Origin of the sequence: Sulfitobacter indolifex (assembly GCF_022788655.1) — a bacterium.
Taxonomy (GTDB): Bacteria; Pseudomonadota; Alphaproteobacteria; order Rhodobacterales; family Rhodobacteraceae; genus Sulfitobacter; species Sulfitobacter indolifex.
The window spans coordinates 67,334-93,813 of the sequence record NZ_CP084955.1 but is presented as its reverse complement, the minus strand read 5'-3'; the positions used below and the strand labels follow the sequence as shown (position 1 = coordinate 93,813).

24 protein-coding genes, 1 tRNA gene and 7 pseudogenes are annotated in these 26,480 nt (G+C 56.4%); 16 read left to right on the top strand and 16 right to left on the bottom strand.

The annotated features are described in order from the left end of the window. Positions 1-59 precede the first annotated feature (59 nt). From DSM14862_RS22045 to DSM14862_RS20210, 5 genes and pseudogenes are all read left to right on the top strand, one after another. Positions 60-563, top strand: a pseudogene (locus DSM14862_RS22045) (IS3 family transposase); the annotation flags it as partial. A gap of 152 nt (positions 564-715) precedes the next feature. Then, positions 716-1,845 (top strand): IS3 family transposase gene (locus tag DSM14862_RS20225; protein WP_407705395.1). Its coding sequence is split into 2 segments (ribosomal slippage): positions 716-965 and positions 965-1,845, totalling 1,131 coding nucleotides; the frame shifts between segments, so codons are not numbered across the junction. 55 nt (positions 1,846-1,900) lie between these two features. Continuing rightward, positions 1,901-2,376, top strand: a pseudogene (locus tag DSM14862_RS20220) (IS3 family transposase); the annotation flags it as partial. Positions 2,377-2,481: 105 nt separating this feature from the next. Beyond that, positions 2,482-2,613, top strand: a pseudogene (locus tag DSM14862_RS20215) (helix-turn-helix domain-containing protein); the annotation flags it as partial. Between the two features lie 22 nt (positions 2,614-2,635). Next, entirely contained in the window at positions 2,636-2,977 is a 342-nt protein-coding gene (locus DSM14862_RS20210) for a ChaN family lipoprotein (RefSeq protein WP_243254641.1), read from the top strand. Between the two features lie 227 nt (positions 2,978-3,204). Here the strand turns inward: DSM14862_RS20210 and DSM14862_RS20205 are convergent, their stop codons facing one another. The 7 genes from DSM14862_RS20205 to DSM14862_RS20175 are packed head-to-tail and all read right to left on the bottom strand — an operon-like array spanning position 3,205 to position 9,060. Then, a complete protein-coding gene (locus DSM14862_RS20205; RefSeq protein ID WP_243254640.1) occupies positions 3,205-3,933 on the bottom strand; it encodes a GNAT family N-acetyltransferase in 729 nt (242 codons plus the stop codon). Next, positions 3,930-5,078 carry an o-succinylbenzoate synthase gene (menC, locus tag DSM14862_RS20200; protein WP_007121278.1) on the bottom strand — a complete coding sequence of 383 codons (1,149 nt, stop codon included), beginning with the start codon at positions 5,076-5,078 and terminating at the stop codon, positions 3,930-3,932. Before menC ends, DSM14862_RS20205 begins: the two co-directional genes overlap by 4 nt. Before the next feature lie 30 nt (positions 5,079-5,108). Then, a complete protein-coding gene (locus tag DSM14862_RS20195; RefSeq protein WP_007121279.1) occupies positions 5,109-5,867 on the bottom strand; it encodes an ABC transporter ATP-binding protein in 759 nt (252 codons plus the stop codon). Then, a complete protein-coding gene (locus tag DSM14862_RS20190) occupies positions 5,864-6,598 on the bottom strand; it encodes an ABC transporter permease (protein ID WP_007121280.1) in 735 nt (244 codons plus the stop codon). Before DSM14862_RS20190 ends, DSM14862_RS20195 begins: the two co-directional genes overlap by 4 nt. A 1-nt stretch (position 6,599) precedes the next feature. Beyond that, positions 6,600-7,307, bottom strand: coding sequence for an ABC transporter permease (locus DSM14862_RS20185; RefSeq protein WP_007121281.1), 708 nt, complete (start codon positions 7,305-7,307; stop codon positions 6,600-6,602). A 30-nt stretch (positions 7,308-7,337) separates the two neighbouring features. After that, entirely contained in the window at positions 7,338-8,123 is a 786-nt protein-coding gene (locus DSM14862_RS20180) for an ABC transporter substrate-binding protein (protein WP_243254639.1), read from the bottom strand. Further along, positions 8,113-9,060, bottom strand: coding sequence for a MurR/RpiR family transcriptional regulator (locus DSM14862_RS20175; RefSeq protein WP_083804606.1), 948 nt, complete (start codon positions 9,058-9,060; stop codon positions 8,113-8,115). The genes DSM14862_RS20180 and DSM14862_RS20175 overlap by 11 nt, the downstream gene beginning before the upstream one ends. A gap of 121 nt (positions 9,061-9,181) precedes the next feature. Here DSM14862_RS20175 and DSM14862_RS21990 point away from each other — a divergent pair, with 121 nt between their 5' ends. Beyond that, positions 9,182-9,487: a LysR substrate-binding domain-containing protein gene (locus tag DSM14862_RS21990; protein ID WP_131541715.1), complete on the top strand. Its 306-nt coding sequence runs from the start codon at positions 9,182-9,184 to the stop codon at positions 9,485-9,487. A 241-nt stretch (positions 9,488-9,728) separates the two neighbouring features. On the opposite strand, the gene DSM14862_RS21985 is transcribed toward DSM14862_RS21990, so the two are convergent. Further along, complete coding sequence (locus DSM14862_RS21985; protein WP_007121286.1) at positions 9,729-10,037, bottom strand: nucleotidyltransferase domain-containing protein; 309 nt, start codon at positions 10,035-10,037, stop codon at positions 9,729-9,731. 1,080 nt (positions 10,038-11,117) lie between these two features. Here DSM14862_RS21985 and DSM14862_RS21980 point away from each other — a divergent pair. Beyond that, positions 11,118-11,334: pseudogene (locus tag DSM14862_RS21980) on the top strand (IS3 family transposase); the annotation flags it as partial. A 282-nt stretch (positions 11,335-11,616) separates the two neighbouring features. Here DSM14862_RS21980 and DSM14862_RS20165 read toward each other — a convergent pair. The 6 genes and pseudogenes from DSM14862_RS20165 to DSM14862_RS20140 form a co-directional block, all read right to left on the bottom strand. Beyond that, positions 11,617-12,123, bottom strand: coding sequence for a hypothetical protein (locus DSM14862_RS20165; RefSeq protein WP_007120963.1), 507 nt, complete (start codon positions 12,121-12,123; stop codon positions 11,617-11,619). Next, positions 12,120-12,296 (bottom strand): annotated as a pseudogene (locus DSM14862_RS20160) (MbcA/ParS/Xre antitoxin family protein); the annotation flags it as partial. The gene DSM14862_RS20165 and the pseudogene DSM14862_RS20160, both read right to left, overlap by 4 nt. A gap of 467 nt (positions 12,297-12,763) precedes the next feature. Next, positions 12,764-13,555: a hypothetical protein gene (locus DSM14862_RS20155; protein WP_007120964.1), complete on the bottom strand. Its 792-nt coding sequence runs from the start codon at positions 13,553-13,555 to the stop codon at positions 12,764-12,766. A 24-nt stretch (positions 13,556-13,579) separates the two neighbouring features. Further along, positions 13,580-13,671 (bottom strand) — tRNA-OTHER (locus tag DSM14862_RS20150). Between the two features lie 645 nt (positions 13,672-14,316). Further along, on the bottom strand, positions 14,317-15,273 hold the full coding sequence (locus DSM14862_RS20145; protein WP_007120967.1) for a hypothetical protein: 957 nt from the start codon (positions 15,271-15,273) through the stop codon (positions 14,317-14,319). 132 nt (positions 15,274-15,405) lie between these two features. Next, positions 15,406-15,876 (bottom strand): hypothetical protein, encoded by a 471-nt coding sequence (locus DSM14862_RS20140; protein ID WP_007120968.1) that lies wholly within the window; start codon positions 15,874-15,876, stop codon positions 15,406-15,408. Between the two features lie 109 nt (positions 15,877-15,985). On the opposite strand from DSM14862_RS20140, the gene DSM14862_RS20135 reads away from it, so the two are divergent. Continuing rightward, a complete protein-coding gene (locus DSM14862_RS20135) occupies positions 15,986-16,186 on the top strand; it encodes a ribbon-helix-helix protein, CopG family (protein WP_322790858.1) in 201 nt (66 codons plus the stop codon). Positions 16,187-17,459: 1,273 nt separating this feature from the next. On the opposite strand, the gene DSM14862_RS20130 is transcribed toward DSM14862_RS20135, so the two are convergent. Further along, a complete protein-coding gene (locus DSM14862_RS20130) occupies positions 17,460-17,765 on the bottom strand; it encodes a hypothetical protein (RefSeq protein WP_131541706.1) in 306 nt (101 codons plus the stop codon). 214 nt (positions 17,766-17,979) lie between these two features. Continuing rightward, positions 17,980-18,816, bottom strand: a complete 837-nt coding sequence (locus DSM14862_RS20125) for a hypothetical protein (protein ID WP_007120971.1) — start codon at positions 18,814-18,816, stop codon at positions 17,980-17,982. A gap of 1,042 nt (positions 18,817-19,858) precedes the next feature. On the opposite strand from DSM14862_RS20125, the gene DSM14862_RS20120 reads away from it, so the two are divergent. The 8 genes and pseudogenes from DSM14862_RS20120 to DSM14862_RS20090 all read left to right on the top strand — a co-directional run bounded on the left by DSM14862_RS20120 (position 19,859) and on the right by DSM14862_RS20090 (position 25,473). Further along, positions 19,859-21,094 (top strand): PAS domain-containing sensor histidine kinase, encoded by a 1,236-nt coding sequence (locus DSM14862_RS20120; RefSeq protein WP_007120973.1) that lies wholly within the window; start codon positions 19,859-19,861, stop codon positions 21,092-21,094. 831 nt (positions 21,095-21,925) lie between these two features. Then, the gene (locus DSM14862_RS20115; protein WP_007120974.1) at positions 21,926-22,537 is read left to right on the top strand and encodes a hypothetical protein; all 612 of its coding nucleotides are present in this window, start codon (positions 21,926-21,928) and stop codon (positions 22,535-22,537) included. 311 nt (positions 22,538-22,848) lie between these two features. Further along, entirely contained in the window at positions 22,849-23,157 is a 309-nt protein-coding gene (locus tag DSM14862_RS20110; RefSeq protein WP_007120975.1) for a phospholipase D-like domain-containing protein, read from the top strand. Between the two features lie 161 nt (positions 23,158-23,318). Continuing rightward, complete coding sequence (locus DSM14862_RS20105) at positions 23,319-23,978, top strand: TetR/AcrR family transcriptional regulator (protein ID WP_040701932.1); 660 nt, start codon at positions 23,319-23,321, stop codon at positions 23,976-23,978. Next, complete coding sequence (locus DSM14862_RS20100) at positions 23,975-24,397, top strand: SRPBCC family protein (RefSeq protein ID WP_007120977.1); 423 nt, start codon at positions 23,975-23,977, stop codon at positions 24,395-24,397. The genes DSM14862_RS20105 and DSM14862_RS20100 overlap by 4 nt, the downstream gene beginning before the upstream one ends. Before the next feature lie 67 nt (positions 24,398-24,464). Next, positions 24,465-24,747: pseudogene (locus DSM14862_RS21975) on the top strand (VOC family protein); the annotation flags it as partial. A 42-nt stretch (positions 24,748-24,789) separates the two neighbouring features. Further along, the gene (locus tag DSM14862_RS21970; RefSeq protein WP_407705404.1) at positions 24,790-24,945 is read left to right on the top strand and encodes a hypothetical protein; all 156 of its coding nucleotides are present in this window, start codon (positions 24,790-24,792) and stop codon (positions 24,943-24,945) included. Beyond that, a pseudogene (locus tag DSM14862_RS20090) lies at positions 24,938-25,473 on the top strand (GFA family protein). Before DSM14862_RS21970 ends, DSM14862_RS20090 begins: the two are co-directional and overlap by 8 nt. Positions 25,474-26,480 lie beyond the last annotated feature (1,007 nt).

Genomic DNA, 26,480 nt, shown 5'->3' with positions numbered 1-26,480 from the left:
GCGGAAGTGAGCCGGGGGGGGGGTGCGGACGAAAAGTTGGACTATCTTGGAGATAGTCCATGTACAGCTACGAAGAACGACTGCGCGCGGTTAAGCTTTATATCAAGCTCGGCAAGCGCGCGCAGGCCACCATCCGTGAGTTGGGGTATCCAACGAAGAACGCCCTTAAAGGGTGGCATCGAGAATACCAACGTCTGCAGGATTTGCCGATACGATCGGCGCCGCGCACGCCTAAGTTTTCGACGGCACAGAAACAGGTGGCGTTAGAGCATTATGCAACCCATGGCCGCTGCATCTCATGGACGCTGCGTGCTTTAGGCTATCCAGGCCGAGCCACAATGACGGCTTGGGTGCGCGAGGCCTTTCCTGACACGAAGACGACCTCCAATGCGACATATGGCCCAGGAAATCACTCTGACGCCGTGAAGCAGGCTGCTGTGGTCGGGCTATATAGCCGTCAAGAAAGTGCCCAGGCTTTGGCCAAAAAGTTCGGAGTTAGTCGGCCGACGCTCTATGCTTGGAAAACTCAGATCCTTGGCCCGGAGGCTCCTGCCATGATGAAACGCAAGAAGAGCGCCCTGCACCGGAGAATATCATCAACCGGGAATTCCAGGCGGCAGCGCCAAATGAGAAATGGCTAACCGATATCTGAAGTGGTCCGGCAAAACTGGACAGCGTGCTAAGATGTATCCAACCTTGAAGACAGGATACACAAATGACGAAGAGACGCAGTTTTTCAGACAAGTTCAAAGCTTCTGTGGCACTCGAGGCGCTACGTGGTGACAAGACCGCGCAAGAGATTGCAGCGAAGCACAAGGTTCATCCAACGCAGGTGACGACTTGGAAGCGACAGGCCATTGATGGGCTGACCGGGGTATTTTCCGATAAGGTCCGGCGGGCCGAAGTTAACGAAGCTGAGGTCAAAGAGCTTCACGCCAAGATCGGAAAGCTGGCGGTCGAAAACGATTTTTTGTCACAAGGGCTAAAGCGATGAGCCCGACCGAACGCAAGGCGCTGATCAACGCTGACCGCACAGACCTGAGCCTGACCAAGCAATGCAAGTTGCTGAATATTAGCCGGTCGTCGCTTTATTATACGCCGGTCGGTGTGAATGCTGAGACGCTGGAATTGATGAACGAGATTGATCGGGTGTTCACCAAATACCCGTTTTTTGGCAGCCGCCAGATCGCAGCTTATTTGCCCAGAAACGGGTTCCATGCAGGTCGGCATCGTGTGCGCCGCTTGATGGGTATCATGGGGCTACAGGCCATCTACAAAGGCCCGAACACCAGCAAGAAGCATCCTCAGCATCGCATTTATCCCTACCTGCTGAGAAAGCTGCCGGTCACGCGACCCAATCATGTTTGGTGCAGTGACATTACCTACATCCCCGTGCGACGTGGCTTCTTATATCTGGTGGCGATCATGGACTGGGCGACGCGCAAGGTGCTGGCGTGGCGGCTATCGAACACGTTGGATGCCAGCTTCTGTGTCGAAGCCTTGAAAGAAGCCATCGCCGGATATGGTAAACCCGAAATAATGAATACCGATCAAGGATCGCAGTTCACAGGTTCAGCCTGGATCACCACTTTGACTGACGCTGACATCAAGATATCGATGGATGGGCGTGGCCGTTATCTCGACAACATCTTCATCGAACGGCTGTGGCGATCCCTCAAACAGGAGGCCGTATACTTGCATGAATTGCAGGACGGGTTCCAAGCCAAACGCGTTATCAAAGATTGGATCAGCTTCTACAACATCGAGCGGCCTCACACCGCTCTCGACAAACGATCACCCGACGACGCATTCTTCACAACAGAACGGACGCAGAAGGCCGCATGAAACCAACCAGATTACATCTTAGCTGAGCCGCGAACCTGTCCTAAAAAGCAGGACCACTTCAATCACTGAGTTCCACATCCGAGCAGGTAAAGTCTATCTTTCCCCGATCATTGATTGCTTCGACGGCCTCGTCATAAGTTGGACCATAGGGACCAGACCGGATGCCGACCTCGTAAATACCATGCTTGATGCAGCAGTAGAGACCATCGCTGACAGCGAAGCGCGGCCCATCGTCCACAGCGACCGCGGAGGCCACTATCGCTGGCCTGGCTGGAACGTATCGACGCAGCGAAGCTCGTTCGCTCGATGTCACGAAAGGCGAGCTCGCAAGACAATGCCGCATGTGAAGGCTTCTTCGGACGCCTGAAGACTGAGTTCTTCTATCCTCGCGATTGGCGAGCCTTCACCGTGGCCCAGTTTATCGACGAGGTTGACGCCTACATCCGTTGGTATAACGAAACGCGCATCAAGATGTCCCTTGGTGGCAGAAGCCCAATCGAGTACCGTAAAAGCCTCGGCCTTATACCGTGAAAACAGTCCAAGTTTTCGTCCGCACCCCCAAATTGTCATTGAGAATTGACCCATGTGCAACCTTGCCCCTGCTTGAATCAGCTGGGAGCTATTGGAGTGTTAGACATGGGATTTCTGAGGATTATTCGAAAGTGGGCTCTGCGAGACAAGATGCCCATCCGCGAGATTGCGCGCCGGACAGGGGTGTCTCGGAACACGATCAAGAAGTATCTGCGGACAGGGATAGTTGAGCCGGCCTTAAGCACTGACAGTCCGGGCGATGGCCGTCGACAAACGCGAAGGGTTGACCCCGGCCCTGCCCGCAACGCCCGCCTTTCGCGAATACCTGTCCTGGATCACCGGCTTTGCCGGAGAAGACCTCAAAGCGAAATTAGCTGATGATCCCAACTCCGACCGCTTTGTGCGCGCGCAGCAGACTTGGGACCGTGCATTCGTCTGCCGGATTGCCGATATAGCGCAACAACAGGATGCACTGATTGTCATCGGCATTATTAGGCGCGGCCATCTCGAATATTTCTACGGAACTCCGTTTCAATTAGAAGACCTAAGGCGTGAAGAATACGCGGGTTCTTCTACCTGCCAATTAGGGACAGACCATTGAAACGGGCGTTGCTGATTCTGTAAACTCAGGGCCTCTTGACCTCGGCCACAAAAACCCCTCAGTCCCAAGTCTATGCAACCATGAACAAATTCTAAAACGTCGCGCAAGAAGAGCTAAACAATTTCGGGTAAATCGGGGCGGCTTAATACGATGCGCCCAAGGCCTTCAGCGAACGGTTACTATGCGACTACCCACACAGTAAAAAGTTAGCAATCCCACAGTGAGGCTTACGGCTTGGAAAGCCCATAAGCGCTGCTGGCTGTATCGAACCCAGTTACTCGGTAGCCTGCGATGAATGCGGCGGTCATCTCCTCGCGAACGCGCTGTCTTTCGGCAATGGCGCGGTTGAGGTCAATCGCGAGCAAGGCATCCAGATCCTTTGGGATTGCGATGTGCAGCGGGTAACAGTGCATTTTAGTTTCCGAGCGCGGGCCTTCAGCTACGTCTTCCACCCGCTCGCTGTCTAATGCCCACTCGGCCACGATACGGTCTGAGGCCACACCTGCGTTGATGCCCTCCATTTTGCCATAGTAATCTGGCAGGTAAACGTCCGCCGTAGCACCAAGTCGCGCGATGTTGAGGTTCGCGTTGATGCGACGCAGGGGGTCGAATGTCCAACGGACTGAGGTGATCCCGCGCGCCAGACACCAGTCGCGTTGATACCATTTCAGGCGTGCGCCCAGCCCCATCCCCCGGCTGTCGGGGTGGACGGCGAGGCGGTGGGAATGCTGCACCTGCGGATCCTTGGTTGGAAAGCCAAAGAGAAACCCAAGCATCCGCCCTTCAACAAAGGCGCCGGCGACCAATCCGCCTTCGTGCTGGATCGCAAGCATCAGGTCGGAATTATCCGCCGGGTCATCCGCGCCCCAAACGGCGCGCTGGAAATCCTCAGCGCGTTTGAGTTCGGCCACTCCGTCTAGTTCACGTAGTTCAACCTCGGTCTTCACGGCAGTCATGGGCAGATCATCTCGAAATGGCTGGTGACGGTCTTCATGTAGTCCCGATCCAGCGTGACCCCGATCCCCGCGCCATTGTTTGGCACCGGCATTTCGCCATGGGCGGCCTCAAGCGGTTCGTTCACGATGTCGCGTTTGAAATAGCGGCTGGCGCTGGAGGTGTCCCCTGGTTTGGTGAAATTCGCGAGCGTAGCGAGATGGATGTTATGCGCCCGACCAATCCCGGCCTCCAGCATCCCACCACACCAGACCGGCGCGCCGAAGGCGGCGCTGACGTCATGGATCGCGCGGGCAGCGGCAAAACCGCCGACACGGCCTACCTTGATATTGATGACCCGCGCCGCCCGCATCTCAAGTGCCTTGCGGGCATCGACGGCGTTGCGGATGCTCTCATCAAGACAGATCGCCGTTTTAAGCGCGGCCTGCACCTGCGCGTGATCGTGGATGTCGTCGAAGGCCAACGGTTGTTCGATATAGTCTAGGTCGAATTCGTCGAACCGCCGCAGCAAGGCGAGGTCTTCGAGACCATAGTCGGTATTGGCGTCGACCGTCAGCTTGATGTCGGGGTAGCGCGCGCGCGTGGCGTCGAGCAGCGCTACATCATGGCCCTTGGCGATCTTCAGCTTGGTGCGTTTGTAGCCCGCCGCCTGCGCTTCCGCGATGCGGTCCAACGTCACGTCGATACTGCCGATACCGATGCTCACACCCACATCCACCGCATCGCGCACCCCGCCAAGCGCCGCCTTGAGCGGAAGACCGAGGCTCTTTGACCAAAGGTCCCAAAAAGCCATTTCCACCACGGCTTTGGCCATCCGGTTGCCGCGCCACGGGGCGAGGATCGGCTCCAACTCATAGGGCGACGCAAACCGCTTGCCGACGATCCGCGGCAGCAGGACATCGCGCAGAAAGGCCATTGCGGCGGGGATTGTCTCTTCGAGGTAGTCGGGGATTTGGTCCATCACCGCTTCGGCAATGCCCTCAATCCCTTCGCCCTTGAGCACCAAAAGCGGGAAAGTCTTGTCGGTCAATGTCTGGTTGGAGATCACAAAAGGGGTGATGAGCGGCAGGCTGACGATATGCAGCTCAGCCGCTTCGATCAGGATGCCGCCGCCGGTAAATGCGGGGTTTGTATTGGGCTGTGACATGGAAACTCGCTGGATCAAAAGGGCAGGGCGTTACTTCACATTGGCGATAAAACGCTGAAAGACTTCGGTTTGCGGATTGGTGAACATCTGCTCAGGGCTGCCGCGCTCGGCGATGCGGCCTTCATGCAGGAACACCACGTCGGAGGAGACATCGCGGGCAAAGGCCATCTCATGGGTGACGACGATCATAGTGCGCCCTTCTGCGGCGAGTGATTGCATGACCTTCAGCACTTCGCCCACTAGTTCCGGGTCGAGCGCGCTGGTTGGTTCGTCGAAAAGGATCGCATCAGGCTCCATCGCCAGCGCCCGCGCGATTGCCACGCGCTGCTGCTGCCCACCAGACAACTGGGAGGGATACATATCCATCCGGTCCTGTAGTCCGACCCGCTCCAAGAGCGCTTGGGCGGCGGCGCGGGCTTTCGGCTTCGGCGTGCCTTTGACCTGCACCGGGCCTTCCATCACGTTTTCCAAGGCGGTGCGGTGACTCCACAGATTGAACTGTTGAAACACCATGCCCAAGCGGCTGCGCACCGTTTCGATATGACGCGCGTTCAGCGGCTTGCCATCGCGCACCTGGATTTCCTCGCCATGCACGCTGACCGTGCCGGACGTGGGGGTTTCGAGGAAATTCAGACAGCGCAGAAAGGTGCTTTTGCCAGAGCCGGATGAGCCGAGGATCGAGATCACATCGCCCTCCCGCGCTTCGAGTGAGATGCCCTTGAGCACCTCCACAGCGCCGAAGGATTTGCAGATATCTTCGGCTTTCAGGATAATGTCGGCCTCGCTCATGGCTTTGGTCCTTCCGGAGGGGAGAGAATAGAGCGGCCCGTGTTGCGCGGACCAATGTGACGGCTCAGACGTGTCTCGCCCTGTCTCCAGAGCAGCACAAAGATCGCGGTGATGCAGAGGTAAATCAGCGCGGCCCAGAGATAGATCGAGAAGTCGAATGTGCGCGAGAAGATCTGCCGCGTGCGGCCCATGATGTCGAAGACGGTGACAACGCTGGCCAGTGCGCTGGCCTTCATGAGCAGGATGATCTCATTGCCAAGCGCCGGCCATGCAATGCGGTATGCATGGGGGAAAGTCACCCGGCGCAGGATTTGCAGGCGGGTCATGCCGATAGCCTTGGCGGCCTCAATTTCTCCGCGTGCCACGCCCATGATGCCGCCGCGCAGGATCTCTGTCTGATAGGCTGTCGAGTTCAGCGCAAAGGCCAAGAGCGCACAATTGAACGGATCACGGAAAAACCCCCAGAGGCCCCAGTCTTGCAAGAAGGGGCGGAACTGGCCGGAGCCGTAGTAGATCAAAAACAATTGCCCCAAGATTGGCGTGCCGCGCATGAAGGAGATATAGAGCCGCAGGGGAGCCTGCGCGATAGGGCTCGTATTGGCGCGGATCAGGGCAAGGCCGGGGGAGAAGAGGGCCGCAATGAAGGCGCCCATAAAGGTCAGCTTGAGGGTCATCAAAGTGCCATCAAGCAGGCGCGGCCAATATTCGATCATGATGTCAAACGGGTTCATCTCAGACCCTCCGAATGCCGCGATTGGCGCGGCGTTCCATATGGGCCAGCACCACTTCCGACAGGACGCAGAGCGCCCAGTAGACCAGGCAGGCCAGCAGGTAGAAGGTGAAGGGCTGTTTGGTCACACCCACGGCAACCTTGGTCATGCGCATCAGGTCGTCCAGTGCGATGATTGATACCAGCGCTGTATCTTTCAGCATGTTGATCCACAGATTCCCAAGGCCGGGCAGGGCAAATCGCCAGACCTGCGGTAGGCGGATACGAAAGAAGATTTTGCGCGGTGACATGCCGATCGCCCGGCCCGCTTCCATCTGCCCTTCGTCGAGCGATTGGAAGGCGCCGCGCAGCACTTCGCCCGCAAAGGCGCCAAAGACCATGGCAAGCGCTGTCACCCCGGCGGCAAAGGGGCTGAACTCGATATTGGTGCCGCCCGGATTCCACCAGACAGCCAGTTTGTTTAGCAAAAGTCCGACGCCATTGTAGACCACAAAGAGTGTTAGGATCTCGGGCAGGCCGCGCATGATCGTGGTGTAGCCAAAACCAATTGCCCGCAGTCCCGCATGGCGCGACATGGAGGCAAAGGCCGCGACAAAGCCGATCAGCAGACCGATGGGCAGCGTCACGATGGCAAGCTGCATCGTGATCGCCAAACCCGCGAGGATTTCATCCCCCCAGCCGGCATCGCCGTAAGAGAGCAACTCAAACATGCAGGATTTCCAGCTGGGGGAACGTTGTCATCATTTCATCGTGTAAACGTCGATGTCGAAATACTTGTCGTTGATGGTTTTATAAGTCCCATCAGCGCGCATCTCGGCCAAGGCGGCGTTCAGCTTTTCACGCAATTCGTCGTCTTCCTGACGCAGCGCGATGCCCACGCCCTCACCGACAAAGGCCGGATCGGTGATCGGATCGCCGGCCAACTCGCAGCAGGCGCCGTCTTCGGTCTTGGTCGTCCAGTCCAGCATCGGCAGCATGTCACCGACCTGCATGTCGATCCGGCCACTGGCCATGTCGAGGTTGACCTCATCCTGCGTTGGATACAGCCGCACATCCGCATCCGGGTAGGTCGCTTCGATATAATCGGCCTGCGTGGTGCCGGACTGTGCGCCAATAACCTTGTCGGCGAGGGCTTCATTGGTGAATTCGGTGATGTCGGAGCCCTTGGGCACGACATTCGTCATCGCGGCGAGGTAGTAAGGGTCAGTGAAATCCACCTGCTTCTTACGCTCTTCAGTGATGAACATCGACGCGATGATGAAGTCGTATTTGTTCGCCAGCAGCCCCGGAATGATCCCATCCCAATCCTGCGCAACGACTTCGCATTCCTCGCCGATCCGCTTGCAAAGTTCCTGACCGATCTCGACATCGAAACCGGCGATCTTGCCGTCCGCTTCGATGTAGTTGAACGGAGGGTAGGCGCCTTCCGTGCCTAAGCGCAATGTCTCGGCAAAGGCGCCGGTAGAAAGGCTGGCGGCGACGGCCAGCGTCGAAAGCGCCGTGGTCAGTTTGAGTTTAGGTGTCATCGTGTTCACTCCTGTTGGGTTTTTCGGTGCCGTTTTTTCGTTTGGCCCCCTGACGTGCAGGGCGGTCGACATGGCCGGTAAAGCGACCATAGAGATCGGCAATCCGGTTGAGCCTGCCTTCCACCTCGGATCCAAGCTGTAGAAAGACGCTGTGGATCAACAGGTTGGACAGGCTCGCCATCTGGGCTGTCGAGTCCCAGAATTGGTTGAACTGCGTGGGCACCGCGAACACCTGATCCGCCGCCTCATGGCCCCAGTCGCAAAAGACATCTGTAATGAGGGTGACCGTCACCCCCGCCGCGCGGGCCTCTTCAGCGAGGCTCTTGGCCAAGACCGAATAGCGCCGTGCCTCGAAGATCACGAGATGGGCAGGGCGGTCGGTCAACAAGATCTCGGCGAAGTTCCCAGCCGCGAGGTCAATCAGCGTGACGCCGTCGCGAACATATTGCATTTGGTTGGCGAAATACTGAGCAAGACCGCGTTCTGTCTGAAAACCGGCAACGAAAACATGTGCAGTCTGCGCTAATCGCTCTGCTTCTTGCTGCCATTCGGCGCTGTTTGCTAACTCATAGATGCCGACAAGCGCTGCGATTTCGAGCTGCAGCCCTTGGTTAAGTTGCGCGCTGTCGACACCGCCGTCCTTGCGCATCTCTTGCAGACGATCGGACATCAGCCATGGGTCGTCGCCCATATCGTGCTTGAGGTGATCCTTCAGGTCGCGAAAGCTATCATAGCCGATGGAACGGCAGAACCGCCCGACGGTGGCTTCGCTCACCTTTACCGACCGCGCGATGCTGGCGGCGGTTTCAAACGGCAATCCTACCCAAGAATCCAGCATGTATCGGGCCAAAAGACGGTCTGCTTTGGTCCCTTCTTCGAAGACACCTTCTAGCTGAGCTCTGATTGAGGTGTGCAACGGAGCCTCCGAAATTCTCATTACGCCGAGAATGAAAGTAAACTTTCATTAAGTCAATGATGATATGTATCGCTCATTAAGGCTGTGGTTTGGGGCGGATTTGCGTGGGTCAACGTTTGATTGAGGGGCCTTTGTCGGGAGGGTGGAGATTTCCCGCGTTATTCAAAACATCCGAGACTTTCTAATCAGCAGTTTGCTGATTGCGGGAATGCCAGCGCTGGCTTCGAAACTCTTACCCTACGTCATTACCGAGTTTACGGCTGATCATCCCGGGATCTCCGTATCTTTGCACACAAGAAGCTCCCATACGGTGCTGCGCCACCTTTGCTCACGGCAATTCGACCTTGGGTTTGCTGCATTGGACAAAGATCACCCTGCCGTAGTGCGCCGCGCTCTGTTCTCTGCGCCGATGTTGGGCGTGCTTCCCCTCGGCTATGATTTGGAATAGAAAAATCCTGCTTGAGCCGGGGGATTTCGATCAGCGTTCGTTCATCGCACTGGCGCAGAAATCGGAACCTGCTCTGAAACTGGTTTGTCGACCAACTGACCCTTGGCTAGCAGCCCCCTCGCCGATGACAGAGATTAATCGTCTTCGGCGAGCTTACACATCGTCGTCGGTTTCTTGCTCGGAAATCGCGTCACTTGAGGCCGACCGGTACCGCATCTACAAACTGAGTGGCGAAAGAAATTCAGATACCAACGAAAGACTCTAGGTCTGACTGCGTGAGGTCTTCTTCGAAAAACAGATCAACCGGGATATCACCTGATGCCTCGTTGACGATACGCTCGACAGCGGATCTGGACATCCCGCTACCCCCCAACCTGACCATCAGATCGATATCGGAATGGCTTCTAAAGTTCCCCTTGGCTAGGGAGCCAAACAGTTTCGCTTCCAGACCTGTAGCTGCAAGTTCCGACTTGATCAAAAACCACGCCGATAGCGCCGCCTCATGGCGGCTGGCGGCTCTGCGCTGGATGATATCGGCCGATTTACACATAACCTTGGCCCTCCCGATTTGACGACATCATGTGAGAGCGCCAGCATCAACCGCATTGATGACTTGCTGGGTCTTACCTGCTTCAACCATCAGCATCCTCGTCTTGTCATCAAAGCCTGGCGAAGCACTGAGAAATATCATGCGTGAGGTAATGCTTGGCTCTCAACAGGTGCTTCGATCTTTGCGAGCACATCATTTGCATCCATTGCTGATGATAGCAGATTTTTAAGTCGGCGTAATCTGACATCGATCATAATTACTTGGGAGGATATCGTGTCACCTGAGGCCATCTCGCCTAGAATTTGCAGACCGACCGGCAAATCATCGGACTGGCGCGTTACCGCATAACCCTAGCCCGCAGGGCAGCAACCAAAGGCAGTCCGTGAGGGACGGTTGGGTTAATTCGCTAAGACCGTGAACGGGTGAAAAACTTGGTAGGACAACGGATATCGCAGATGCCAACGGACAGCGCAGGGAATGATTTCTTGGGAAAGCGATGTCGCTTGAGCGGCGATTTGCATGGCATGCTCGACCTCCAAATAATGATCGCCGCTGGGGGCCTCGTTAATGCGACAATCCCCTATAGCCCGTAGGAGATCAGCGGAACGTCAAATCCCGAACTTGGTGCAGGTCTCCCTGCTGCGTGGTCCAAGCAAGTTCTCGCAGCTAGTTCTAGGACAGCGGGACCGTGGCCAATGTTTTTGCTGTTTAGAAACAATGCTGTCCAGTCGGTCCAATATGTCCAATATCAAAACAGGAATCTCACCGCGATTTGAGCACATTCTTACGGGGATTTCCTGTTGCAGCGTTATGGAACCTATATATATAAATAAAAACATTTACTTAACACGTAACAGATTCCATAACGGTGCTGTTACAGCGTTACGGCCCTTTGTCCTTATCAATGAACACTTTTGTCTGAGATATTGGCGGGCGGCATCGGCCTGTCACTACAGTCATTGAGCCTGGCTATGGGACTTGTGCCCCTTCGGGCGCGGAGCCTTGGTCCTTCGTGGCGCATACACAAACAGATGCGGCCGTCATAAGGCGGCCACCCTTATCGCCGCGGACGCCATTTAGCTGAAGCGCCAGTTCAACCAGTATGGCTATCGTCGGATCGCGGCCCTGCAGATAAATACGGATTGGCAGGTTTAGGACAAGCATGGCGAACGCCTAGGGCGACGTATGGGACTCACGGTGCCCATGAAACGTCCAAAGTGTGGGCGGCCCTGGCTGAACGATGGCGCGTGTTCCGGTCTGAGTCCTGAGTATCGCATTCCGGTCTGGCCACGTGATCTTGGGCATCGCCCACATAGGATGGGAGGGCTTTCAGGAGTTAAGTCGGGAATTCATGATAGTCCCCGAGAGAGACAAAAGCTGAAGCCCTCCGAAATCGTCGACGCGCTTACAAACTTGATCATCCTGCGTGACCTGCATGCCTAGGTTCAGACAACGTCCTAAGTTGAGAAATTCTGACAGTTTCGGTCATCAGATCCTGGTGCAGCCGGCATTCCGTGTACACTGCTATGCTTGACCAGACGGGTTCTGCGGTCAAAAAGTCACCTCTCTTATAGCCCGGTCATCCGCCCAGCCATCTTCGGAAATTTTCGTCTTTGCGCACGAGTTCGCCCCGTGCGAACTTAGCAGTTCGCACTGCGTACTCATCAGGATCGCGGTATCGATCTTCGATATTTGGGCTGCGCTCGCGTATCGCTCTAGCAACATCAGCCTCGATCCATCCATCTGCCAACATGCGTTTAGCGACCCTGTAATCCACGCTGCCCTCACCCAAGTACCACCCTTTCTGTTGAGCTTGGTACACATACATCGTCCGCAATCGCTCGTAGACAGTTCGGGCGTCGCGGGGCCCTAGTGTTGGATGATTTATTATGATGTCCTCAAAGTTATCTTCCGAAGTGATATCTTTGAGGCGGTACACCGGGGCACTCTCGACAAAGCGTTTTACCAGCTCCTCGTCGGGCTCGGTCGCCCTAAAGGAGCGGTCGTGCGCCCTCTTAGCAAGATAGAGCGCGGCGATGCTACCCAATATGCTAAAGATCGCGATCAGAGCTTGAGCGGTCATCATGTGTAGACGCCCGCATCAACCGCATCGAGATATTCTAAAACCTCTCGTGCCCTGTCCTCTTCAACAAGCTGCATTGCAGTGCGGCCGCCAAGCCCTGGTAGGGGCTCTGATCGATACCATGCATAGGCCAGCTGGGCCGACCCGAACCGCGGTTCAATTACCTTGAGTACATCATCTGTAAACATGGATGGATGGTAACAGATTTCCCCCGGGGGTGGTAGAACTGGTGATGCGGGCGCGAATATCTATAAAAGTGTAAAGCCATGCTCTGGCTCTCGCACGCCACGGTAATAGCGTGCAATTAGAAGCTCATCTGCAGCAAATGTCCAATTTACCAACTTAGCAGGCCGGATTTGTCCAATATACCGACTTAGCGACATCATATTGTTCTGGGGCCCTCTCCGGGAAACCATGGCCCGTGGGGCCATCCTGTGCCGCTCCGGCAAGTGACTCGATGCTCAAACTGGTGCCGCGTATTCCAGCCGGAACGTCCATCGTATCTGCGCATAACAGTGTAGCCGCACTTTCAACACTGCACCTCAATGTGGGCGACACCGGATGCGAACAATTCATCGCTCATTTTGATACTCTTACCGCAAATGCGCGTAATGATCAGGGTTCAAATAAATTCGCCGATGCATCACGTAACGTCATTCGGAGGCCTGGATCTTGGCGGCTGGGAACGCCGTCGCGGCTTAGGGATCCGTGGCGGAGGAGGAGGATCATCCCCCAGAATGCGCATTGCGTACTCCGAGATGGTTTCTACTCCAACTTGCGAGGGCGGAATAAGTTGTTCGACCTGCTCTTTTGAGTAGCCAGCCTCTGCGAGGCGGACAGTCAGTGCGCGGCGAGCTGCGGCTCTCTGTTCGTTTGATACTACTGTGGTGTTGATGCTAAATGTCATGCCACGCATGCTTAATGCAGGATCCGCGCGAAACTCTCCGTGCAGCGCCCGGAAGATACTTAGAATCCGGTCTGCGTAGGCTACAAATGTAGCCTTGTCTTCGGTGCGGGCGAGGATGCGGGGGCTGATGCCCTCAAAGTCGACATAGACATAACCTGCTGGAGTCGGGTCGCTGAGTATAGCCAATTCGATATCGTTCCTGATCTGCTCGCGCTTTGTTGTGCCATACTGCTTAGCCAACCTGCTCCGGCAATCTCTCAGCGTGGCAGGATCTGAAAAATCCGGAGAGATCGTAAAAACGTCGTGATTTCCAATCAGCTCGACATGGATGCCGAGATCCCGCAACAACATTACAGCTTCTGTTCTAATTGATCTCCGTTCTTCAGCGTTATCGCATCCGTAGACATCGATAAAGGCGACATCGTCGTGCCTAATATGATGGACCTGCGCGCTGAGTTCGATTGATTTGCTAGGGTGCCTGGCAGCAATCGTCTCCTGCACGACCGCCAATGCAATCGCTTGAGTCATATAGCTTCTCAGTCTCGTTTGATTTGGTAGGAATGGAGAGACTCGAACTCTCGCTATGACAGTCATCTACTGCTCGAACGGGTTTATAAATCCCATCGCCGCACCTGCGCACTCCCAAATACTTGGCTAAAGTCAGCCAGGTATTCGGAAGTAAATTTCGTTGATGCGCAGCTTGGTTGTCATGCCACAAATCTGGCGTAAGAACCGGCTAATGGCAAGTTCGATTATTTGGGCTTTCATAATTTCTTTGGAGTTACTCGAAGATGTGCGCTTCTCTGAGATATTAACCAACGGGCCATGCCTCTCACTGCAGTTATTGAGCTTATTTGAGAACCTTGTGCCCCGTCTGCCCGGACAGGGCCCTAGGCCCATAGCTTGACATCAATGAACAGCGGCAGCCGTCCCAAGCTGGCAATCTCATAAATCAGGTACGATGCCTTCGCTTTAGAGAATGCGTCGATGTGCAGGCATTGACGCTTCCTATTGCCCGGTGGGGGAGCCATATGAGCTCCGGGGCTTGGTCGACGCTCCTGTCATTGGCGGCGGAGGGGCTAGTCGAGATGCGAGAAAGGAAGTGCCCATGAGAGTATCCATGGGCCGACTGCAAGGCTTGCGGCTCGGTATGTCTCACCAGAACGACGCAGCGCAAAAAGCGGCTCCAGCGAGCGAGGACGTGGGTGGTCGGAGAGAAAGGAGGCTTGCTCGAGAGCCCGGGATTAAAGGGTGAAGGGAGGCCGCCGGTCTGCGACCTCCGCGAGCGCTTAAGCTGCAGCGCTCTGAACGCGCGGGTCCCAACCACTCTGGACGGCATCTAAGAGCGCTTCGATATATGGCTTGCCGTGGCGATGGTAGATCTCGCTGGTGGTGCGGATGTGGTCGCGGAAGAGCTCCGGCGGCACGATTAGATCGGGGCGGTTGCGGCGAATATGGCTGTGCAAGGCTTTTTCAACGCAGATCGCACGGTGCCCAGTCTCAACGTCGATCTTGCGCAGGAGAGAGCCGCGTGTCTGGTCCGGATCATACTGAACCTGGCGCATGCGGAACGTGGAGTTGCTGCTGTAGCCGAGCTTGATCACTGGTAGGTTAGGGACCGTGAATGCGAGGATATAGATCTCGCTGGGTTTCGACGCCCAAGTTTCGCCACAGCCGGCGCAATCCAGATCGCCGTGGCGCATGTTGACGACGGCCACGTCTTGGCAATGGCCGCAAGTGTGTTGGTAGTTTCGATAGTTCGGCCCCTTGCGCCGGGCGGGGCCGACCAATTCCCAATCTTGGCACTGCGCTTCCTCGGCATAGCGCTCTTCGATGCATTCAGAACAGCTAGCTTGGTGCCCGCCCGCCGCGGCGGCTTCGACGCGGTGATATTGACGCCGATCTGTGTGGCCGCAGCCAAACCGGAAGAGGCCGTAATGGCGATTGCCTTCAGGGTCCGCCCCGATTAGCTCGGCTGCGATGGCCCGTGCCGCCGCCGCACGCCGCGCTTGGATACAATGCGGGCATTCTGGATTGTGACCTAAGACGACGCTGACACGTTTCAGGGTGGCAACTCCGCAAGAATGGCAGCCCAGCACGACGTGCAGGCGATCTTTGGCGCGTCCGATGAGCTCAAAGCCTTTTTGTGTGGCGGCGTGCTTCCAATGTTCGGGGCGGGGACCTTTGAAGACCTGCTGGAACGAACCGTCGATGGGAAAGGGAAACGTGAATTTGCTAAGAGGCATGTGAAAAGCTCCTGGGGAAAGTGCAGGTCCTTTGGCACAGAGCGCGGCGCCCGGTGTGCGAGGATGCGTAAAATTGGGATGGGGGCGACCTGAAGCCTAGGAATCAGAGCGCTCAGGCCACCCTGCCTCGGATCAAGCAAACCGCTGCGCTGACATCAGCGCTTGGGTGCCGTGATAAGACTCAATCAGGCAAAACGCATCGTCCAAGAGCGGCAGCAAGTCCGAAGTGCTGCGCTTGTGTTTGTCTGCAAGCGCGAGCATTTCAGTGGCGCAGCGCATGAGGCCCCCACTGCTTGGCATCTGATCGGGGCACGTTTTGAGCAGAACCTCGACGGCCACGCGGAGATCGGGGTCGACGGTGCGCATGTCCTGCAGGAGGCGAAGCGACATTGTGCAGGCGCACCAAGCCGAAGCCGCGGCATGCCCTTGATCCGCCGCTGCTTTGCCGCCGAGCTTTTGCAGGGTCTCATGATACACCCAATCCGCCCGCAGGGCTTCAAAATAAAGGTCCAAGAGCTTGCGGAATTCCAGCCGATCGAGCCGGATCAAGCGATTGAGCGGTTCAGCCGCGCGCGTAGGGGTGGTAGAGGTCTTAGCAGCCATTGTGATCTCCTTACGATCATTGCGGTTAGCATGGACGGTGGAGTTGCGTCTCCGCCGTCCATGTGTTTATATATGATACCAAGTAATCAGTCTGTCAATAGGTAATATTATGAAATCACGTGGGCGCCCTAAAGTAGATACCGCGCCGGTGATGGTGCGCATGCCGACAGCGCTGATAGAAGCGTTAGATGAAGCGCGGCGGGCGGAGGAGGATCTGCCGACGCGGCCGGAGCTAATCCGGCGTATCTTGGAAGAATGGGCCGCGGGCAGGCGGGATCGACAACTCCCCGGTTTCAGGAGTGGGTGCTGACGAGAGCGCTGATGTCAGCACTGACCTGAGAGGGGACATCAGCAGAGCCTGCTAAGGCGGTGTTTCGAGAAGATCAAACGAGCCGCGCCCTTCTGGGGCGGTGAGGCGTAGCCTCTAACCGGCTCGTATTATTTGGGCGAAGGCCCTTGTCGCCGACGCTTACCCGAGACAGGCAGGACGACACACGGAGCGATTACATAATACCATGTAATTTTTTGGAGGCCCGGCGACATTTTGCGAGCCTCCCAAACTAGGGGCCGCCGAGCTTCGTGGGGAGGTCATGGCCCGCCAGCTCACGCGCCAATCGATGCTCCAAAGTTCTCTGTGCTGTAAAAGCTAGCCGGCGCGTTCACTGACAAGCACTTTCAATGCCCCGGCATCGTTAGGCACCCCTACGCGCAGAATAATTCCGTACCCAATGCCACTGAAGACGGCTTTGTGCAGGTGTTCATGGCCTGGCTTGACGATGCAACTCCCGGCGATCCGCGCTCGCATTGTTTTGTCAGCAAAGATCGGGTCTGGGTCGTCGACCTGCCCGTAAACTGGTGGTGCTTTGCATCCAGAGCTGCGGCACCTGACATGGTTTCTCCTAAAACTGAGCTTCCATCTGAGCCATTCAGATATGCTAAGTGTACGCCAACCCCGTCGATTGGAGGGGGTTGGTGTACACTTGCGCTGTCGCCGTCGCGGAATGCCGCCTTCTGGGCTCGTCGTGAATACCTTCAACGATTGGGCCAGACCCCAGGGGGGGTGGGGCGCTTCTCATCCCTTTTGTCGGGCATCTTGGTCTAGCTGAGTTCGCCAATCTCTGCAGTGGCGTTGATATCAGCGTTGATGTCAGTGCTGAGCTGGCGGTGTCATGCCCCGTGCTGGGATGGGCCACGGGCGGGACGGACCCCGGGTATAGGTGGGATCAATTAGGGGGCGTATCGAGGGGACACGCCCTTATCCGTGCAAAAGAGGTTGGCCAGTTGGGTCGTGCTGCTCAAATCCGTGCTTGCAATAGGCGTTGTAGCAGGAGCGCGCGAAGACCTCATGTGAGAGGCCTTGTCTAAAGCGGCCAAGTGATTTCCGGCGGGAAAGGTTGTGAGCGCCAATAGCCCCCCTGAGAGACCGATGCGCAGCCTGCGAGCAAGACGGGTGCGCGGGTTCTCGTTGCTGCTGTTGATCGCTTCGGTCTGGGACATGCAGTTCCCTTATTACGGGAATTCGGGCAAATTATAACATGGGTGCGGGCGGCAAGACGGGCTCTCAGGGAAGGTACCAAGCTTTCCTAGTCGAAGTTGAAGCTTGTCTGGCGGGGGTCGTGTTTTGAGCCGCGCGAGGGCTTTTTGAAGGGCTTCAAGGCTTCAAGCTGCGCAAAAGCCTGTGTCTGCGCCAGGCGGTCGCGCCGCAGCTGCGCGCGGGTGGCAATGAAGGATTTGACGGCAGCAAGGTCGTCTTTGGCCACCCAGTGACTGGTGCGCACCAAGCCCTGTGCGCGTTTGTTCGCATCATAGGTGCGGGAGGTTGCGGCGCTCTCCTGGCGTTCAGCCTTTGAACGGCGGCGTTTGTGTTTGATCTGATCTGGCATAGGCATGTTTGGCGATTTGCGCCTGCTCCTTATTGGGGTGTCTAGGGGGGAGCTACGCGCTGGTTTTGAGATGAATAGGTTCGGTGGGGGCTTCTTATGTGGATAACGTCACGGTCTGTGCGCGCCGCACCGATGCAGGGGGGCTGGGGCAAACCCCCGCTCTGCCTGAAAAAGCAAGAGCGGGGGCAGAGGACGCTGCAGGAACGTGGAAAGCCTTTATTTACCAGGGCTGATCCATATGTGAGCGGCTGCCCGCAAAGGGGACCTGGATGTCCGCCGCGATCAGAAAGGCCTTTTCCATCCGCGCATAATTGTCCGGTGTGTGCTCAACGTCATCGTACTGTTTGTAGGTGATGTAGCCGTAAGGGTCCTCGTCCTCTTCAAAAAGATTGGAATCTTCGATGCACACCAGCATTGTGCCGTCACCGGCGTCATAGACCTTGAGACACTGCTCACCGTTGCCATAGCCGCCAATATCAGGGCGGCGCCAAAAGAGGTCCTCATCTTTGATGCCCAACTCGAGGCGCCGCAGATTGCAGATATCTGCGGTGGTCATCTCAACCCAATCTTTGTCAAACCACCCCAACACGTCTTCGATCAGGGCGGCCTGGGCCACGATGGCATCGGCCTTCGACCCGGTCTCAATGGCTTTTTCGAAGGCCTCCTTCTGGCCCTCGTCCAGATCAAAGTTGCTGCCGTCATAGGCCGTGACGAAGCTGACGTAGAGGTAGGGGGTGTAGCGCGTCGAAAGACTCACGTTCACGCTCCAGGTCTCATCGAGATCAATATCCTCGTCGAGATCCATAAGGGGGGAGTAGACCTGGATTTTGAAGTTGTCCCCCGGCATCTTGCAGGCGGCAGCCGCGCCGATATCGCCGTCCTCGTCGAGCGACCAGCCGCGGGATTTGAGCTCGGCCCACGTGGGCGCGCCATGTTTCACTGCAGCTTCGGCAAGGGCTTCAGCCTTTGTTGTGAGGCCCTGTGCGGCCAGCTTTTTTGCTGCGGCTTTGATGTTGGAGATATTCTCGCCGGTGGTGAGCATTTTGAGCTTCTTCATTGTCGTTCTTCTTTTCTGTTTGCCTATTTGGCGTTTGGGGTGAAAGCGCTGTAGGGCGCCCTTGGTGAAACGAAGATGCGCGCCGGATCTGCATGGCGCAAATTTTGAGGCCTCAATTAATGTGGATAACCTTGGCGGCGCTCATCCAAGTGTCTGTTTGTAAACGAGTATTTTTCACAGGGGTGAATGTTCCCGCAAAGCGCGGGCCACGCCCCCGTGTCATTCTTTAATAAGGATATGGGGAACGCGAACCGTCTGGGCGGGCAGGGTCAGCTCATCGGCGGACGGGCAGGTAAGGTGATAATTCCGTCAGGATCACGGGCTCTGGGGCGTGCAACTTTACCAGCTGATCACCAGGCGGGGCTCGCAGCGAAATAGGTGCAAACCCCTGAACGAAGGGCCCGAAGGGGTCCAGCGTTCCCCTGCGATTGCCACGGCCTGCATGATTTCCACTCGACGACTGTAAGGGGCATGCAGAGTCTCAATGATCGCCACGGCATGGGCATCGGAGGGGTGCCGCTAAAGCCTCGATCTTGTAACCCACATCATGGCCAGCCTTTTTGATCTTACGTCAATCAGGCCGCTCATTCAGAAGACTTGCTTTACCTAAGCTGGAACGCGGGGTGATAATACTGAAGTGGTTCGCAGTATAACAGAAGCAGAGGAAAAGCTCCGAATGATCCATTTCCCAAATGCTCCTGCAAATTTTGATGATCCGCTTCGTGAACTCTATAAGCTCGCAGTAGAGCCAGAGCTTTCTTTTAAGGATAAGGTTGCGCGACTGCTCGCCTTAGGTGCCGATGCCTTGGGCCTCAAACTTGGAATTGTTAGTCGGATAGAGGGCTCGATCTACGAGTGTTTTTTCTCCATGGCCCTGACTGGGCCCCGGTGCCCGGTGCCACCTTTGGTGTAGATGATACCTACTGTCTTCACACACTTAACAATGATGACGTGACTGCATTCCATCATGCGGGGCGGCAAGAGATATCTTCCCGTCCCTGCTATCAAAACTTCGGTTTAGAGAGCTACATAAGGGGCCCCATTGCGGCGCGGAGATGAATTCTTCGGCACGTTGAACTTTTCTGACCGCGCGCCGCGGCACGCACCCTTCAGCAACAAGGAGTATGAGTTCGTCGCCTTTTTGGCGCGCTGGTTGGGCAATGAGTTGAAGCTGCATGCCGAGCGGCGGGAACTGCGCGAACAGCGTGGGTTGCTCAGTGCGATGATTGATGCGGTGCCTGAAGCAATCGTTTTGACTGGCCTCAACCGCCGTGTCGCGATGGTCAGCCCAGCTGTGGAAGCGCTTTTTGGCTATGCGCCCCACCAAATTCTGGGACGGCAAACAGCAGTGCTTTACGGGACGCTTGAGGGCTATGAGCGCGCGGGTAAGGAGAGATTCAACCCTCAGACATCAAGCAAGCGAGGCGAGTTTGAAATTTCTTGCCGTCGGGCTGATGGAACCACATTTGATGGTCTTGCTTCTACCGCCAAAGTGGAAACTGACAGGGGCGAGACACTTGGCTTTTTGGCAGTCACCCGAGATGTCACTGAACAGCGTGCTTTTGAGTATGCCAAAGATCAGATGATCGCCACGGTAAGCCACGACATAAAAACCCCCCTGACGGCGCTCCGCGGTGCATTGGAGCTACTGGATGCACAAAAGCCGGGGCTGGACGACGCAAAAAACAAACTGCTACGGTTTGCACTGCGCAATGCGCAGCGTATCGACGAGATGGTTGCTGACATACTCGACGTCGAACAGCTCCGTGCGGAGGAACCGTCAGGCCGCGCTGTAGCCCCCCTTGCGCCTTTGCTCGCTCGAGCAATCGAGACACTTACCTCCTATGCCGAGAACCATGGCATAGGTCTCAAATTGAAGCCTTCAGATGCACCGAACCACGTTTTGCGATTGCATGAAGGCAGGGTGGAACGGCTGATATCCGATCTTGTGACAAACGCTATCAAAGCATCCGCAAAGGGTGGGACGGTAGAGCTGGGTCTCACCACTACGGGGCGGGGCTTCTATGTAAAGGACGAGGGCGCAGGATTGCCGCTCAATATTCAGAAGGCCCTTTTCAAACCCTTTGCGCGCGGGGACACTTATCGGGTCAATGAGGGCTATGGGCTGGCAATGAGCATTGTGAAAGCGATCGTTGACCAGCATCTTGGCGAAATCACATTTGAAACTGCCGAAGGAGAGGTGACGACCTTCATCGTAGATTTCCCTGCCCTGAATTCTTCTGAAAGGGCGGTGCCTTCCAAGGGCCTTCTGGAGTAACGGCGCTTTAGGGTCATGCTCTGCACGGCCTGACTGCGCGCTTTTGTTTTCCGTGCGTTCCAGTGCTAGAGCGGTCCCTTATCCAAATTTCTGATCTTGTGGTCGCGGACGTCTGCGGAATTCGACAGTGGTAATGCCGAAACCTTAGGATTTCCCTCCCGCCGACTGTCCGGCCTGGTGAAACCAAGCTCGGAGGGGAGGGGCCTGACATCCATCGGGGACCTCAACTGACGCACCGAGTTCATGGCGTCGAGGGTGGAGGTGTTGGAAGCAAAATGTCCATTTGCGACCGGCGGAGGGGCAGATATGGCTTCTGAAGGGGGCCATTTGAAAAAATACCCATTAAAAACAACGGTGTAACGCTGTTACGGCTCCGTAACACTTTAAGTAACACATGTAAGTGTCTGAAATCTATGCTATTTATAGATATATATATGTTTGTTACAGAAATATAGAAAAAGTGTATATGCGAGACAGACAGGTCTATTGATCATTGTGCGCTAATATTAAGACATATGTGGGCGTAATGCGTTACAAAGTCTAAGTTATTGGAATCATTAAATATGTTTGTAACAGAGGGTGTAAAACGCCCATTCTGGCGTTTTTCGACCTGAATAAACCGTTTATTTACAATGGGTTGTTCTGTTACAGCGGGGCGTTGCGCCCTGTGTGAGTTCCCCGCGGTGCCCGTTTGGCGCGTCTCGTCGGCCCTTGGGTTTCCGATCCGGCGATCCATAGCGGGCATTCTTAGGTTATCCACATAAAGTGCGGGGCTGTTGGCTATGCAGGCCCATAAGCTTGCCCTAGTTTCCTTTGAAAAGAGGACAGTTTATGCGCAGCACACCGATCAAGATTGCTCAGACCATCAATGCAGACCCTTCGGTCTACATGCCCCCAGAGAGGCCCGCGCAAAAGGCGCTGGCAGGCCAGCATCAGGGGATGGCGGGAGCACGTTTTGACCTCGGTGGCTATATGATGGAATTTGGCCGGGCGGCGGTTGTGTATTATCGCAAAGACACTCCAGCAAAAAAGACGGCTCAATTGGCGAAGGCGGGGGATGCTCTGTTGGGCTACCTCAAGTCCTACGCGGCTCATGTCAATGAACTGGGCGATGTCGGATGGTCCGATCCGCGGCCTGCTTGGTCTCGCTATCCAGCAGTGGCGAATGATCCTAAAGGTCTGGCACCCGTGCTTGCATTGTTGGACATGCCGGGGGTGCGCTTTGTGTTCACTTGCCTCTATGCAGGGGCCGACTTTTCTATGTCGGACAAGCTAACGCGCTTGCTGTCGCCAGAAGAGCCCTTCGTGATCTTCTCATCGGACCGCCAAGCCTACAATGTCATCCAGAATGCACTTAAGCAACTGGGGGAAAAGGGGATCGATCTGACGGCTTTCTTCAAAGAGATGGCGCAGCTGGCGGCGCTCGAGCAAAAGAGGGCTTAGAGGGCCTCAAGTTTTCGGACAGTCTTTGGATGAGGAATGGAGAAGGGTATTGTGCCGGGGCACTTTATTGCCCTCCTTACCGCCAATTTACGCCGCAATTGGGGTAAACAATGAGCTAGAAACTCGCCATTGGAGCTAAAAAATGACACGTTACTGGAAAAATGATTTCATCCTCATGATTGGGTATAGCTCAATTGCCGCAGTGCTCCTATTCGCCGCCCTATAAGCTTGGATGCGCGGACCGGCCACAGCGCGTTCAGGAACGCGAGAGGCGGGTCTCATCCGGCATACCCCCCCAAAAGGCAGTCGTCATGATCCGGCTTGGTAAGTTCTATTGTGGTTGGGCAAAACCTGAGCGCGAGCTTCGGTATCTCCCGGAACTGATCATTTGTCTTAGTGAGAAACAAGCAGAGCGTATCCGTGGAACGCTCGCGCCGGACGCGCCTGTCCGCGTGGTGACCCCGCATATCTCTCAGTTGAGAGGCAGGGTCTATGCGAAGGTCACGGTTTTGCCGGGCGTTGATCTGGATCAAGACGTCGGCGGCTCTGGCAGTCTGCGCAGCATTCTCGAGCACCGACAGTTAATGTGGGGGGACCGGGCCATTCTGATCGTGCTGTGATCCAAGCCTCGGGACTGCTGAGAGGGAAGGCTTGAGAGATCTGCTTTCGGCCGAAGCCCAATATCATGTTTCAAGGGCGCAGGCGGCGACTTTTGGCGCCGCCGAAGCACGCTATGATTAAGATTATTGATTACATACCAACCGTATGGTATGTAGCAAACATGCCAAGACCAACCAAGCAATACCCCGAGCGCGGCGATGCGCGCAAACGCCTTCTGCAAGCCGCGCGCGACGTGATCCGCCGGAAGGGGTTCGCCGCAACCTCAGTCGATGATCTCTGCCAGTCGGCCGGTGTCACGAAGGGTGCGTTCTTCCATCACTTCAAGACGAAGGACGCGCTTGGCGTGGCGGCAGCAAATTTCTGGACCGAGACAACCAGCGCACTCTTTGCCAGCGCGCCTTACCATGAGCCAGACGATCCGCTGGACCGTGTTCTGGCCTATCTCGATTTCCGCAAAGGGATCATCGGCGGCGAGACGTTTGAATACACCTGCCTCGTCGGCACCATGACGCAGGAGGTGCATGATAGCGCGCCCGCGATCCGGGATGCCTGCGCCGCCAGCATCTTCGGTCATGCCGCCACGCTGGAGGCCGACATCAAAGCGGCGCGCAAGCAGCGTAATATCGACGCTGACTGGACTGCCGAGAGCCTTGCCCGCCACACGCAGGCGGTCCTTCAGGGTGGGTTCATCCTCGCCAAGGCCACTGGGGACCCGGACCTCGCCCGTGAAAGCGTTGATCACCTCATTCGCTATGTGCGCGGCCTGTTCGGGGTGGAACCAAATACATCTGAAACCAGCAGCAAGGAGAAATCAACATGACCAACCAGCAAATCACCGTGGAAACGACAGTTGCCGCCTCCGTTGAAGAGGTGTGGAGCGCCTACACCACCCCGGACGACATCATGCAGTGGAATTTCGCAAACGATGACTGGTGCTGCCCGCGCGCCGAAGTGGATCTGCGCCCCGGTGGCAAGCAGATCGCCCGTATGGAGGCGAAGGACGGAAGCATGGGTTTCGACTTCGAGGGCACTTACGAGGAGATCGAGCCGCGCAAGTCACTCCTGCTGGTTCTTGACGACGGCCGTAGGTCCCGCACAACATTTACCGGAAGCGGCGGAAACACCCATGTCGTGACCACTTTCGACGCCGAGCCGCAGAACCCGATTGAGATGCAGCGCGACGGGTGGCAGGCGATCTTGAACAATTTCACTACTTACGTCGAAAGCAAGCGTGGCTGAATATTGATGGGGCCGCCCGGCTTGGAAGCTGAGCCCCCCAACCACGAAACCACGGAGGAAATTTTGGATGGAACATGCCTCAAAAGTGCGGACCTGCTTCTGGTTTGAGAAAGGCGGACATGATGCCGCGCATGAATACGTAACGTTGATGCCAGACAGCAGGATTGAGGCCGTGCGCGAAAACGGCCAACCGGACGACCCGATGATTGTCGAGTTCACGCTGGCAGGTGCGCCCATGATGATCTTGACCGCCGGGCCGCATCACAAGCTGACGCCCGCCGCATCGATCTCTGTGCTGACCGAGGATCAGGATGAGACGGACCGGCTCTGGGCCGCGCTGACCGAAAGGCGGTAAAGCAGGACGGTGTGGCTGGATCGTGGACCGCTTCGGCGTGTCTTGGCAGATCGTGCCGAAGCGAATGCCGGACCTGCTGGCCAGCGAAGACCCAGGCGTGGTGTGCCGCGTGAGCGCGGCGATGATGCAGATGGAGAAGATCGACATTGCCGCCCTCGAAGCGGCTGCCGCGAAGGAGCCTACGCATGGGTGAGGCAACACAGATCGGATGTGCCTGTGGCCAGACCCATCTTGAAGTCGAGGGGAAGCCTGTCGCGAGCGTCGAATACTGCTGCAACTCCTGCCGTGAGGCGGCGAGGAGGATGCAGGGTCTTGAGGGCGCACCCCGGACGTTGACCGATCACGGCACGACGCCCTTTGTCATGTATCGCAAGGATCGTGTGCGTTTTCTTGCGGGGGCCTCCAACCTCCGGGGTTCCGCCTGTCGCCCAAGGCCCCCAGCATGCGGGTGATCGCCACCTGCTGCAACACGCCCGTCTATCTGGAGTTCAAAGGCGGACACTGGCTGAGCCTCTACAGTGGCCTCTGGCCGCCCGGCACAAAGCCCGAGCCCACGATGCGCACGATGGCCTCGAATCTCCCGGAGGGCGCCACGCTGCCAGACGACATTCCCAACGCAAAGAAGCAGAGCCTTGGCTTCTTCGCCAAGCTCTTCGGGGCCTGGGTCGCCATGGGTTTCCGCAACCCAAATACGCCAAACACGGGAGAGATCAATGTCTGATGCCGACGAGAAAATCGAAATTAGAATGACGCGCCTGCGTTGGCAAAGCACATTCGCGAGCTCGGACCAGCCCATCACTTTGGTGGGCTGTGTCTCCTCTCTCGGAGGATCGGTAATGTCTGCTGCCTCCTACTGAACGTCTGTCTTTCTGAAGCTGCGATACGGGACGTTATGGGGCATTTTCTTTTGCGGCATGTAGGCCATATCCAAGGCTTCTATATCATATAGTGATATCAAGAAATCATCTCGTGCATTTTCTCTACTTGGCATTTGGCCACCTGTATGAGCCTCACGGTGACCCCCTTTGTCCATCCAATGCGGAACGCCTTCTGCGAGACATGATCGTTCCAACGCCATAAAAGGTTCGGGACTTGTGCTTGGCTTACACGACGTCGGCGCGCGTGGGCGTGTTAAATCTCGGTCCCGTCCGAGAGGTCCCGATGTTGAACCGGTTGCCCATGCCGCCTGAGACGGATGCAATCGGTCTGTCGCATTGTAAGCATGGGCTAACGGTTCATGGCCTGCCGAGATCGCGGGTTACGATGCTGTTCTCGCAGGTCGTCGTTTATGGATTACCCGTCAAAATCTTTATGAAAGACAGAACTCGTAAGGGTAGGGCACCAATAAACTGGGTGTTCAGTCAGATCCGTTTCCCGACGCCAGTATGACCGGTTTCGGACGCAGCGCGGCTCAGGTCCCGCGGCTCTGCGCATCCAATTGATGATCTTGTTTCAAGAAGAAACACGTGGGATTTTCCGGACATGTTAGCGGGGACAGATTTGTCCGGGCTTGTTCTCGCAGCCTTCAAAACAGGCGCTTTGGACATCTTGCACGGGGGGCATAGCCATTCTCACTCGATGGCGTTCACCCCCTTGTCCGGGTTTGCCGGGCCCCTTTCGCTCTTCACCATCCCCCAAATTTGCGAGGCGTTGATGTGCCGTGTCGGGTGGAACGTCCTGCTGCATTGCCGCGGGTTATCCACACTTCATCCATAGCAAGGCGGCATC